This window comes from Lunatimonas lonarensis, from assembly GCF_000390185.1.
GTDB classification, from domain to species: Bacteria; Bacteroidota; Bacteroidia; order Cytophagales; family Cyclobacteriaceae; genus Lunatimonas; species Lunatimonas lonarensis.
In genome coordinates this window covers 1-12,404 of sequence record NZ_AQHR01000048.1, presented here as the reverse complement: position 1 = coordinate 12,404, position 12,404 = coordinate 1, and the positions used below count along the sequence as shown (strand labels likewise).

Sequence of the window (12,404 nt, the reverse complement as noted above, 5' to 3'; positions counted from 1 at the left end):
TTCATACATAGACTTTATATTTCCAGGATCCTATGTTGGTCTCCCGGCAGGAATTGGCACCTTGGTCTTTCCAGGTTGCCAGAGGGTCATCGAGCCTGTCTCTCACCTCTTCTGTATAAATCCAGCTACGCTAAAAGTAAAAGGACGCTGCAAAGTAAGCTGGTATTGGGAAAAATTACAAGAACCGACTGGAATAATTTTCAGTCAAAACGAAACCTTTCGCCCTCAAATCAGTGCTTATGATAGAGAAATCCAACCATACCAACCTTGAAATACGCTTCGTTGCTTTTTCTTCTGTGGGTACTTCAGCCGGTGCAGGCGCAACAATCGGTGACCCGGATGGGGTCAGAAGCCCAGTACGGATTCATTATTCCGCACGCCTCTGACCTAGTGCCAGTGTCCCAAACCAACCCCGTCGGTTTGAGTCTTCGATATGACCGCATGCGCCTTGACAAAAAACGCTGGGATGCCTGTAATTGCTTTCATTATCTTGGCCTACGGCTGACCCATCATCGGTTTGGCAATCCGGACGTACTGGGGCACGCCACTACCCTTGCGGGTTCCTTCGAACCCATTTTGTTTCGGGCTGCCCGATGGCAGGTTTCCCTTGCCAGCGGAATGGGGGCCAGTTACTTAAACCGCGTTTACAACGAAACCACAAACCCCGAAAACACCTTTTTCTCAGCTCCCATCAGCTTTTTGCTGTTCGTATCGCCACATATCCAGTATGCCCTAACGGAGAAGTGGTCAGCCAATATCGCCTTCCACTACAACCATATCTCCAACGGCGGGCAGCGCCAACCCAACCGGGGCATGAACTTCCCCACGCTTGGTTTAGGAGCCTATTATTACCTCCAAACCCCCGAATTTCCCGGTTACTTACCAGAAGAGCTGAATAATAGGTGGAATCCCTACTTGGAGGTCTTTGCTACGATGAAAAACAATCCAATCGCAAACACACGAAGTCCTGCCGTGGGGACCTCCATTGGAGCTTACCGGAAAGTTACCGGCATCAATGCGTTGGGAGGAGGCTGGGAAGGAACCTGGGACCAAAGCTTGTCCGCAGGTACCGAAAAAGATGATTTGATCAACCACGGGGTATTTGTAGCCCACCACTTTCTTTTCGGACGCTTTGACTTTAGTCAACGGATGGCCTTCTATTTGCGGAAACCCGAAAACTACCAGCCGGATAAATCGTTTTATCAACGCTACGCCATTCTATATCGGCTTTCAAAGCACCTACGGGCAGGAGCTTCCATGAAAACACACGGCCACGTAGCCGAAAATATTGAATTAAGAATGGGCTATGTATTTTAAATGCATCCTATATTGCAAGACAAAAACCTTACAAACATATTTACAACTGTTGATCAAAAAGCGATTGTTACCCAATCCTAGATTGGTCATATTCCGAAAACATGCACTATTTCAATTTATCCCAATCGACTATGCGTAAATTTTCTTTGACTATTTTTGTTGGGCTCTTGCTCTGCTTCTTTCAGGCCAGTGCCTATTCCTACACCTTTACAGGGGCCGTTTTTACCCATGCCGATAGCCTCAAGGCCCCCAATGACTGGTTTTTGATGGATCCACAAGAGGATGGCATTATTGGTACAAGCGCGCAAAAAGCCCATGAATTCCTTAAAAACAAGCAGCCAAAACAAACCGTGGTAGTAGCGGTCATCGATTCCGGAGTGGACATAGCACATGAGGACTTGCAGGGAAAAATCTGGGTTAACACCCGAGAAATCCCCGGCAACGGAATAGACGATGATAAGAATGGCTACGTGGATGACGTACACGGCTGGAATTTCATTGGAGGCAGTGACGGATCCCATGTAGCAGAAGATTCACACGAACTTACCAGGGAATACGTACGGTTAAAGGCTATCTATGGCGGATTGACAGAGGACGACGTCAAAAAGAAGCAACGAAAAGAGTTTGCCTACTGGCAACGTATACAGCGGAATTTTGAAACAGATAAGGCAGAAGCCGAAATGAATTTCAATTTTTTCCAAAATATGGAAGGCATGTTCAATCAGGCTGCCGACATCGTAAAAGAGTACCTCTCTGTGGACGATTTTGGTGCTGCCGAGCTGTCGGAAATTGAAACCGATGACAGCAAAGTGAAAAGCTCGGTTGGGATGCTGATGCAGGTATTCAACAATATCCGAGACGATGAAATGAGCGTAAACGAAGTCATTTCTGAGTTGGCGGAGGCACGACAGCATTTCGAAACACAGGTGAACTTCGCCTACAACCTAGACTTTGATCCAAGACATATCGTGGGAGATGACCCTGAAGACTACAAAGACCGGAATTACGGAAACAACGACCCTACCGGACCGGACTCAAGCCATGGAACCCATGTGGCAGGTATCATTGCCGCCGACCGCAACAACGACCTCGGCATTAAAGGGGTGGCCGAACATGTGCTCATCATGCCGATACGGGCAGTTCCGGACGGCGACGAGCGTGACAAAGACGTGGCGAATGCCATTTTATATGCCGTAGATAACGGAGCGCATGTCATCAACATGAGTTTTGGCAAGTCTTATTCGCCGGGAAAAAAAGCAGTGGATCGTGCCGTCAAATATGCAGAACGAAAGGGCGTGGTACTTGTCCATGCGGCAGGCAACAGTTCAAAAGAAACAACACCCACCAACAACTTCCCCAACCGGTTTTATGAGAAAAAAGGAGAGGCTTCCAACTGGCTTGAAATCGGTGCTTCCTCTTGGTTGGCCAACGAAGACCTTCCTGCTAGCTTCAGTAACTTCAGCAACACAGGTGTGGATTTTTTCGCTCCCGGGGTGGATATTTACTCTACTATGCCCGGGGGGGAATACAAGAAAAACAGCGGTACCAGCATGGCTGCCCCTACTGTGGCCGGTGTAGCCGCCCTGTTACTCGCCTACTACCCCCAGCTGAAACCCAGTCAGATCCGCCAAATCCTCAAATCCACCGTCCACGATGAGAGTGCCCTCGAAGTCAATAAGCCTGGCGCCGAGGAAACCGTGTCGTTTGGTAAGCTGAGCCGCACTGGCGGGGTGGTAAATGCCTACAGGGCCTTGCAGATGGCCGAATCCATGACCAGATAAACGATATGCACCTTCCGATCTACCTGGACCATAACGCTACCACCCCATGTGACCCGGAAGTATTGGAGGCCATGATGCCGTATTTTCAAACCCAGTTCGGAAATGCCTCCAGCAAACACCACCCCTATGGGTGGTTGGCGGAAGAGGCAGTAGAACAGGCGAGGGAACAGGTAGCGCAGTTGATCGGAGCAAAACCCACCGAAATTATCTTTACCAGTGGAGCCACGGAAGCCATTAACCTGGCCATCCGTGGCTTTTTGCTGGCAAAACGATCCGAAGACAATCGGGATCATGTGATCACGGTATCCACCGAACATTCTGCGGTGTTGGACACCATCCAATCCATGGAAACATTGGGCTTTCGTGCAACCTACCTTCCTGTGGAAAAGGACGGGATCGTGCCGTTGGACAAGGTGGCTGAGGTCTTCACGTCACAGACCGCCCTGCTTGTGGTAATGGCCGCCAACAATGAAACGGGTGTTTTACAACCCATCCAAGCATTGGGCGAACTGGCCCATCAGCACAACGTGGCCTTCCTGACAGATGCAGTTCAGGCCGTTGGGAAAATCCCGCTGAATCTGGCTCCGCTTCCCGTTGACCTTGCAGCCTTATCGGGCCATAAGATTTACGGACCAAAAGGCGTCGGTGCACTCTATGTCCGAAAACAGCGGCCACCCCTTCGCTTGCAAGCCCAAATTACCGGCGGCGGCCACGAGCTTGGCCTACGCAGCGGTACGCTGAACGTACCGGGAATTGTGGGATTGGGAAAAGCCTGTGAAATTGCCGCCAAGAACATGCCGTCTGAGTCCATACGACTGGCTCGGTTACGCGATTGGCTGGAATCCGAACTGCTGAAGCTTCCGGGCACGCAAGTAAACGGCAGTACCACCGACCGGCTGCCCCACGTTACCAATGTTTCTTTCGAAGGAGTGGAAGGAAAACACTGGCTTATTGCACTCAATCAAAAAATTTCCGTAAGCTCTGGATCTGCCTGTAGCAGCATCACCGAACGGGCCTCCCATGTGCTACGTGCCATGGGCATTCCTGAGGAAATCGGCAAAGCCAGTGTTCGTTTTGCCCTCGGAAGGGGCACTACAGAAGATGATATCTCCTCCGCGATCCAGCATGTCACCCGCACGCTCACTAAACTTCAACAAAGACCCCATTGACCATGGAATCCAACAACAAAGACTTCACGCACCTAGACCAAAAAACCGGGAATCCCAGTATGGTAGACGTCGGCGGCAAAGTAGAAACAAAGCGCTCGGCTACCGCCTCCTGCGAGGTAGTATTGGGAGTGGACATTATGAAGCTGCTGTTGGAAGAAAAAGATATTGTCACCAAAAAGGGACCGGTCTTCCAAACGGCCATCATTGCAGGAACCATGGCAGCCAAAAAAACCGCTGATCTGATCCCGCTATGCCACCCACTCGCCTTGGAAAACATCAAGATCCAGATCAATCCCCTGTCGGATGCCAGCGTACTGATCCACTGCACAGTCTCGCTCACCGGTAAGACGGGGGTAGAAATGGAGGCGCTCACGGGGGCATCGGTCGCCGCACTGACCATATATGACATGTGCAAAGGTTTTTCGCACGACATTCTGATCAAAGAATTGGGTCTTACCGAAAAAACAGGCGGAAAGCGTGATTTCAAACGAGCTACCTAAACCAAACGGCCTGCTTTTGATGGGCGGTAAAAGCGCCCGCATGGGAAAGGACAAAAGTCAACTTCACTATTGGCACGAACCCCAATGGAAGCATGTAAGCGAACTTTTAGTCCCTTTTTGTGAAGAGGTGTACCTCTCTTGCCGGGAAGGACAGGTGCTCCCACCCACCGCCAACCGTCCTGCCATCATCGATACCCGAGCAGGCATGGGGCCAATGGGGGGCATTTTGTCTGCATTCGGGCAACACCCAGACTCCGCGTGGCTGGTAGTCGCCTGCGACCTTCCCTTTTTGACGCGTGAGATTCTTGAGCTATTGGTTCGTAGTAGAAAACCCGACATGTTGGCAACGGCCTTTGTCCTTCGATCAAGCGGGCTTCCGGAGCCCGTCTGCACCATTTATGAACCTGCTGCCTATTCCCTTCTTCTAGGGGAGGTAAATAAAGGAAACCTTTCACCCCAACGTGTACTTAGTGCAATGCGCCTAACCCGCATCGAACTGGAAGATGAAACGTTGCTTCAAAACATCAACAATCTGGAGGAGTACGCTGCTGCGTTGGCCAAAATCAAAAAGCTTCTAAAATAAACGACGTATATTTGGCCTTATGTTGGATTTTGAACGAAAAGGCAAGATCGTAGTCACTTGCTTCGACCGATTTGCCCCTTACCTAGAACAAGAAATCGTCGGCTTGGGATATACACCCACAGAAACCTACCGTACGCGCATCACCCTGAACGGCACCCTGACCGATTGCATGATGCTGAATATGCATCTGAGAACGGCAAGCAATGTGCTGTACCATTTGATCGACTTCCCGCTACATCATATAAAGGATCTCTACGGCAAGGTGAAATCCATGCCTTGGGAAAACTACTTGGCAAAGGACGGGTATTTCTCAGTGAACAGTACCGTAGACCACGAAACAGTGGACAATCCCATGTTTGCAAATGTCACGGTTAAGGACGCCATCGTGGATCGCTTCCGTGAAAAATTTGACCTTAGACCAGATTCTGGATCGGAATACAAGGGCGCGGTAATCCAGCTTTTTTGGAAAAACAACCAAGCCTCTCTTTATTTGAACACTTCGGGAGAGACACTGGTGAAGCATGGGTACCGCATGGTACCCGGCAAAGCGCCCATGATGGAGGCCCTCGCTGCGGCCACCATTCTAGCCTCGGAGTGGGATCGGAGCACCCCTTTTATAAACCCCATGTGTGGCGCTGGTACGGTTGCTATAGAGGCTGCACTGATGGCGACGGATCGGTTTCCCGGCATCTACCGCGACCACTACGCATTTCAGCATTTGCTCGGATACGACGAAAAAACGTACCGGCAACTCAAGAAACATCTGTACCTAAAGATAAAGGAAATCCCCGTAACCATCATTGCGTCAGACATCAGTGAACGCGCTATTACGGCCTCGAGAATGAATGCGGAAACTGCCGGAGTCGAAGACCTCATAACCTTTGAATCCGGAGATTTTGCCGAAACGACTATCCCCGAGGGGGGAAAAGGTGCGGTGTTTTTGAACCCCGAATATGGCCAACGGCTCGGGGAACTGGACGAACTTGAAAAGACCTACAAACGCATCGGCGATTTTCTAAAACAACGGTGTGGAGGGTATGCCGGTTTGGTGTTTACCGGAAATATGGACTTGGGAAAAAAAATAGGCCTAAAACCGAAGCGGAAAATACCGTTTTATAACGGCACCTTGGATTGTCGCTTGCTCCATTTTGAATTGTACGAGGGAACCAGAAGGAAAACCTTTCCAAGTCCCGAAAACCCCTGACTTCTTACTTGATAACTTGCCCGATTAGTCATGATAAAATTTCTCAAAGCTTTAGTTTGTTTAGGGTTTCTTTGCATCTTGCCTGGCGTGAAAGCCCAAGAAAGCAATGATTGGGACGTTGCCAATCCTCCCGGCGACTGGAGTTTTAAAACGATCGCATTCAGCACCGATGAGGGTACCTGGATGAACCTAGATGTCAGTCCTGATGGCCAATCCATTGTTTTCGACCTGATGGGCGATATTTACTCCCTTCCGATCTCGGGAGGCAAGGCAACACCACTACGGACAGGATTACCCTTTGAGATCCAGCCCCGGTTCAGCTACGATGGCCAGTGGATCGCCTTCACCTCCGATGCCGGAGGCGGGGACAATATTTGGGTAATGAAAAAAGACGGAACCGAGGCCCGACAGGTAACCAAAGAAACCTTTCGTCTCCTGAACAATGCCACCTGGATGCCAGATGGGAACTACCTGATCGCGCGAAAACATTTTACTTCCGGACGATCGCTGGGTGCCGGAGAGATGTGGCAATATCATATCAATGGCGGCCCCGGGCTCCAACTCACCAAGCGCAAAAATGACCAACAGGATGTTAACGAACCCAGCGTATCCCGAGATGGTCGGTACCTGTACTTCAGCGAAGACATGGCTCCCGGAGGAGTATTTGAATACAATCGGGATCCCAATAACCAGATCTATGTCATCAAACGCTATGATTTCAACACCGGGGAAACCAGCATAGTAACGGGCGGCCCCGGTGGGGCAGCCAGACCACAGGTATCCCCGGACGGGAAGAAACTGGCCTTTATCAAACGGGTACGCACAAAAACGGTACTCTACCTGCACGATCTGGCCAGTGGAGAGGAATGGCCGGTCTATGAACAGCTTAACCTCGATCAGCAAACCGCTTGGGCGATCTTTGGGGTCTATCCAGGCTTTAGTTGGCTACCGGACAGCCGCGACATTGTGATCTGGGCAAAAGGCAAATTACAAAGGATCAATACCCAAACCTTGGAACATCGCACCATACCCTTCACGGTGGACGTGAACCTTCAGGTCGCCGACCGGGTGTACGTGGAGCATCCCATCGAGCGGGATTCCTTTGATGCCAAAATGATCAAACACGCCGTAACCTCCCCTGATGGAAAACTGCTCGCATTTACCGCCTTGGGCTATATATGGACAAAGGCGCTTCCCAATGGAAAGCCGAAACGCCTAACCTCCGAAATGGATTTTGAATCCGAACCTCACTTTTCTCCCGACGGAACCAAGCTTCTTTTTGTTACCTGGAACGACCTGGACAAAGGTACCGTTTCTGAAATCGACCTAAAATCCGGGAGTGTATCCAAATTGACCACTGAAAAAGGTATCTACCGTACCCCCGCATATTCTCCCGACGGAAAGCACATCGTATTCCGGAAAGAGCCCGGAAATCTTGACCAGGGAAGAACGTTTTCAAAGAACCCCGGCATCTACCTGATGCAGGCAAATGGCCCTGAGGCCAAACTGCTGACCCGTGAGGGTATACATCCCCAGTTTACCGCAGATGGATCCCGCATCTTTTATCAAACGGGCGGCACCTTTTTCGGCAGCATTACCAAGGAATTAAAAAGCCTGGACCTGAATGGCTATGATGAGCGGGTTCATGTCCGATCCAGCTACGGAAACCGACTGGTACCCAGCCCGGACAATAAGTGGATCGCCTTTATCCACCTACACAAAGCCTACGTAGCACCACTGGTCATGAATGGGCAACCCATTGACTTGGATGACCAAACAAAATCCATTCCCGTATCCCAATTGACAAAGGACGCAGGAATAAACCTCCATTGGTCAAAAGACAGTCAAACAGTCCATTGGACCTTAGGCAACCGGTATTTCTCCACAAAGCTCAGTGACCGCTTCGATTTCCAAGCAACCGGTGCAGGAAGACCTGTTTCAGACGATATGGGAACTCCCATCGGATTGCGGGCCACCGTGGATAAGCCAAAGGGAAAAATCGCATTGGAGGGTGCCCGCATCATCACCATGGAGGGAGACCAAGTTATCGAAGACGGCACCATTTTGATCGAGGGCGACCAGATTTTGGCTGTGGGGCCAAGCTCCCTCGTAAAAGCCCCTGCTGATGCCAAAACCTATGACATGCGCGGAAAAACCATTATGCCTGGAATGGTAGATGCCCATGCGCATGTGGGTGCTTTTAGAGAAGGACTAACCGTGCAGCAGAACTGGCAGCTTTACGCCAACCTCGCCTTTGGCGTGACGACGGCACACGACCCCTCTGCCAATACAGAGACCGTGTTCACCCTTTCTGAAATGGTAAAAGCCGGTAAGTTGGTCGGCCCGAGAGTTTACAGCACAGGCTTTATCCTATATGGTGCCGATGGCGATTTCAAAGCTGTAATAAACAACTTAGATGATGCCAGATCGTCCGTCCGAAGAACGAAGGCATTTGGAGCCACTTCTGTAAAATCCTACAATCAGCCCCGACGCGACCAGCGCCAGCAGGTGCTTCAGGCGGCCCGTGAACTAGGCGTAAATGTAGTACCAGAGGGAGGATCTACGTTCTTCCATAACATGACCATGGTCATCGACGGCCACACCGGCATCGAACACAACATACCGGTGGCTCCTGTCTACAAAGATGTGCTCGAATTATGGAGTCAAACGGAGGTAGGCTATACCCCCACCCTGATCGTAAATTACGGAGGGCTAAATGCAGAATACTATTGGTACCAAAAAACGAACGTTTGGGAAAACGAAAAGCTCCTCCAGTTTACCCCCAGGGGGACGGTGGACGCCCGCTCCCGGTACCGTACCATGGTACCTGACGAGGAGTATGAAAACGGTCACATACTTACGTCCACCTATGTAAGCAAACTTGCCGAAAAAGGCGTAAAAGTAAACCTAGGCGCCCACGGGCAACTTCAGGGATTGGGCGCCCACTGGGAACTTTGGAGTTTGGCGCAGGGGGGCATGGGCAACCACGAGGCACTTCGGGCCGCTACGATCCATGCCGCCAGGTACATCGGTATGGGAAATGACATTGGATCCCTAAAAGCCGGCAAGTTGGCCGACCTGATAGTTTTGGAGAAAAACCCACTGGAGGATATCCGCCACTCGGAATCCATCACCCATACCATGGTAAATGGCAGGCTGTACGATACCACGACCATGAACGAAATAGGCAATGAACCAAAGGATAGGGGGGCATTCTATTGGGAAAACGGTCTATTTCACGAGGCCTTTCCCTGGCACGAGCATATCCGTGGATTTACCCATAGCGGATGCGGCTGTGGCCTGCAATAGGCAAACACAGAAACAAACCTTAACTCTGGGAGTCTAAAGGGAAATAGGTGCCAACTAGTTACCACGGCAAATTGGGTATGATTAGATGATATAATCGAATAAGACGATGACAAACGACCTGCCGTTGAAGTGGGAGGAGTTCCAACGAGTAGAGATGCGTGTTGGGACGGTGATATCTGCGGAGGAGTTTCCGGAAGCCAGAAATTCGGCCTATAAACTGCATATTGATTTTGGCCCCTGGGGCATCAAAAGATCTTCGGCACAGATCACAGATCTGTACCATCCGCAGGAGTTGATAGGCAAACAGGTAATTGCGGTTGTCAACTTTGCCCCAAAACAAATCGCCAACATGCGCAGTGAATGCCTGGTATTGGGCGCGGTGGGAATGAATTCAGAAGTATCCCTCTTGAGTGTAGATCGGGTGGTAGAAAACGGTACCAGGATAGGGTAATTTAGGGAATGGGAGATTCCAACTCTAGGCAACCTCACGGTTACCCTAAAATAGCTCTGTCTCCTTCGTTAACTTTTCCGGACGGGTAGTATTCTGGCTTTTTTTATGAAGATGGGTTTTTACTCAATTTACAACCGAAGAAAAATTCGTATTTATAGACGGTAGTACCAAAACCACCAATATTGGTGGCCGATAGCATTTTTAAACGACTTAGATTTGCTCTTATTATAAAATATTTACGCATTCGGATATTTTTTTGAAGATGATGGTTCGACTCCCAGTATTTCGAAAAGGGTTACTGAACCAGTCTTTAAACCAACACAAATCCATAACGAACAATAGTTATGCCGTACGAAAAATCAACCAATGCAGGGGAAACCACATTCCACGTAAACCCCGAAAAAGCCCCCTCCTTATTGAAATCGCTAATTATCCCAATTAGCATCCCTTATCTAATCATGTGGGCACTGGACTTTCTGCTTGGCCTTGCCACCACAGCTATACTAGGTGCTTGGATCTATTTTTCCCAAAACAGCAAAAACGTTACCCAGTATAGAACACCCAGCAGATTTTCCGTCACTCCCGAGGGAATAAAACTCAATGGCGTTTTTTATGCTAAGGACAATATCCACCGACTGATTATACGTAATCACGTAGACGAACAATACGTCTTTGTCTCCAATTATCAAAGCTATCACGCCCCGGCCTCAACCGCAAGAGGCTTGCAACTGAGGCAAAAACTCATTGATGTTTCCTACAGAGTGGATCTGGAGTCAAACGGAAAAGCAATCCCCTTGGCGGGAGGTCTAAATGAGCCTACTGCCTACGCTGTATTAACTGATGTAAACAGAGTTCTTAAGCTAAACGAAAGGTAACTCCATAGGCGTTGTAAAAGACGCAACGGAAGTTCCTTACGACCTTTCCCCCAAAACCGGGGAAGCAAACTAGGGCTGAACGTTCCTTAAGCAAAGAAGGCTGTCCTACCTGTTGTATTTAAATTCCCGGTCAAGTATGAAAACGATCCAACCACAGTTCCTTTTTCTATTGTTCTTTTTGGCTGCGTTTGTTTCCTGTGAAACAGAAACAGGGGAACCTACACCTACCTATACCCTATCTGTCACCACCTCTCCTTCCGACGGGGGAACCATTACCCTTTCTCCCTCTTCCAGCAGCTTCACCGCGGGGCAAACCGTGACCCTTACCCCGCAGCCCAGTCCAAATTGGGTTTTCGAACAATGGTCGGGTGATGCGAGTGGGAACTCAACCCCTTTGACCTTCACGATGAATTCGAACAAAAGCATAACGGGCGTTTTTTCGAAGAGAAATTATCCCCTCAATATTGTCATTGAGGGTGAGGGAACTGTGCAGGAGGTTATCGTTACCAATCCAGCTGGCAGGGACTATCCTCACGGTACTACCGTGGAACTTTCCCCCATCGCCGCCGAAGGTTGGATATTTGATAGTTGGGCCGGGGATTTAAGCGGAAGCGATATACCCATGCGAATTATTGTGGATGGAGAAAAGACCGTAATGGTTAAATTCACTAAAACAAGCCGATTCTATCTAGCCGAAAACGGCATCACCTGCAAATGTGAGGGAGTAAGCCCTGGTGATAAAGGGCTTATTAATGGGATTGAATATGAAGCGGTTGACAACACACTGGTGAGACAACGGAAAAATCAAGGAGTTGACATGACGAAATTATGTACTTCCTTGGTTACGGATATGAATGCCCTGTTTCAATTGTCGTCTTTCAACCAACCTATTGGGAATTGGGATGTCGGAAATGTGACAAATATGTCAAATATGTTTTCCAACTCTGAATTCAATCAGTCTTTGACGTATTGGAACGTTAGCATCGTTTCGGAAATGTATGGAATGTTTACCAACACCCCATTCAACCAACCTATCGGAAACTGGGATGTAAGCAAAGTTACGTTGATGTGGTCAATGTTTTCGGGTTCCTCTTTTAACCAGCCCATAGGGAGTTGGGATGTAGGAAAGGTGACAAATATGGCGAGCATGTTTAATGACTCACCCTTTAACCTATAATACTCCCCATTTGTTGGACCAAAAGTTACAGGTACTAA

Annotated in this window: 10 protein-coding genes and 1 riboswitch; all 10 genes read left to right on the top strand. The window is 49.3% G+C overall.

Annotated elements, in window-relative coordinates:
• Positions 1 to 11: 11 nt before the first annotated feature.
• Positions 12 to 122, bottom strand: a riboswitch (SAM riboswitch).
• 145 nt (positions 123 to 267) lie between these two features.
• Entirely contained in the window at positions 268 to 1,317 is a 1,050-nt protein-coding gene (locus tag ADIS_RS07210; RefSeq protein WP_035805090.1) for an acyloxyacyl hydrolase, read from the top strand.
• A 131-nt stretch (positions 1,318 to 1,448) separates the two neighbouring features.
• A complete protein-coding gene (locus tag ADIS_RS07205) occupies positions 1,449 to 3,098 on the top strand; it encodes a S8 family peptidase (RefSeq protein WP_010853739.1) in 1,650 nt (549 codons plus the stop codon).
• A gap of 5 nt (positions 3,099 to 3,103) precedes the next feature.
• Entirely contained in the window at positions 3,104 to 4,267 is a 1,164-nt protein-coding gene (locus tag ADIS_RS07200) for a cysteine desulfurase family protein (RefSeq protein ID WP_010853738.1), read from the top strand.
• Between the two features lie 2 nt (positions 4,268 to 4,269).
• A complete protein-coding gene (gene moaC, locus ADIS_RS07195) occupies positions 4,270 to 4,767 on the top strand; it encodes a cyclic pyranopterin monophosphate synthase MoaC (protein ID WP_035805086.1) in 498 nt (165 codons plus the stop codon).
• A 19-nt stretch (positions 4,768 to 4,786) separates the two neighbouring features.
• Positions 4,787 to 5,350, top strand: coding sequence for an NTP transferase domain-containing protein (locus ADIS_RS07190; protein WP_051113284.1), 564 nt, complete (start codon positions 4,787 to 4,789; stop codon positions 5,348 to 5,350).
• 19 nt (positions 5,351 to 5,369) lie between these two features.
• A complete protein-coding gene (locus tag ADIS_RS07185; RefSeq protein ID WP_010853735.1) occupies positions 5,370 to 6,554 on the top strand; it encodes a THUMP domain-containing class I SAM-dependent RNA methyltransferase in 1,185 nt (394 codons plus the stop codon).
• A 30-nt stretch (positions 6,555 to 6,584) separates the two neighbouring features.
• Positions 6,585 to 9,863, top strand: coding sequence for an amidohydrolase family protein (locus ADIS_RS07180; protein ID WP_035805082.1), 3,279 nt, complete (start codon positions 6,585 to 6,587; stop codon positions 9,861 to 9,863).
• Between the two features lie 106 nt (positions 9,864 to 9,969).
• Positions 9,970 to 10,314: a tRNA-binding protein gene (locus ADIS_RS07175; protein WP_010853733.1), complete on the top strand. Its 345-nt coding sequence runs from the start codon at positions 9,970 to 9,972 to the stop codon at positions 10,312 to 10,314.
• 344 nt (positions 10,315 to 10,658) lie between these two features.
• The gene (locus ADIS_RS07170) at positions 10,659 to 11,189 is read left to right on the top strand and encodes a hypothetical protein (protein WP_035805079.1); all 531 of its coding nucleotides are present in this window, start codon (positions 10,659 to 10,661) and stop codon (positions 11,187 to 11,189) included.
• A 136-nt stretch (positions 11,190 to 11,325) separates the two neighbouring features.
• Positions 11,326 to 12,366, top strand: a complete 1,041-nt coding sequence (locus ADIS_RS22245; protein WP_051113283.1) for a BspA family leucine-rich repeat surface protein — start codon at positions 11,326 to 11,328, stop codon at positions 12,364 to 12,366.
• Positions 12,367 to 12,404: the final 38 nt, after the last annotated feature.

What these genes read in the sequence shown, in the direction of transcription:
- ADIS_RS07205 (WP_010853739.1), top strand. Translation starts at nt 1,449, where the DNA reads ATGCGTAAATTTTCTTTGACTATTTTTGTTGGGCTCTTGCTCTGCTTC.
- ADIS_RS07200 (WP_010853738.1), top strand. Translation starts at nt 3,104, where the DNA reads ATGCACCTTCCGATCTACCTGGACCATAACGCTACCACCCCATGTGAC.
- moaC (WP_035805086.1), top strand. Translation starts at nt 4,270, where the DNA reads ATGGAATCCAACAACAAAGACTTCACGCACCTAGACCAAAAAACCGGG.
- ADIS_RS07190 (WP_051113284.1), top strand. Translation starts at nt 4,787, where the DNA reads ATGGGCGGTAAAAGCGCCCGCATGGGAAAGGACAAAAGTCAACTTCAC.
- ADIS_RS07185 (WP_010853735.1), top strand. Translation starts at nt 5,370, where the DNA reads ATGTTGGATTTTGAACGAAAAGGCAAGATCGTAGTCACTTGCTTCGAC.
- ADIS_RS07180 (WP_035805082.1), top strand. Translation starts at nt 6,585, where the DNA reads ATGATAAAATTTCTCAAAGCTTTAGTTTGTTTAGGGTTTCTTTGCATC.
- ADIS_RS07175 (WP_010853733.1), top strand. Translation starts at nt 9,970, where the DNA reads ATGACAAACGACCTGCCGTTGAAGTGGGAGGAGTTCCAACGAGTAGAG.
- ADIS_RS07170 (WP_035805079.1), top strand. Translation starts at nt 10,659, where the DNA reads ATGCCGTACGAAAAATCAACCAATGCAGGGGAAACCACATTCCACGTA.
- ADIS_RS22245 (WP_051113283.1), top strand. Translation starts at nt 11,326, where the DNA reads ATGAAAACGATCCAACCACAGTTCCTTTTTCTATTGTTCTTTTTGGCT.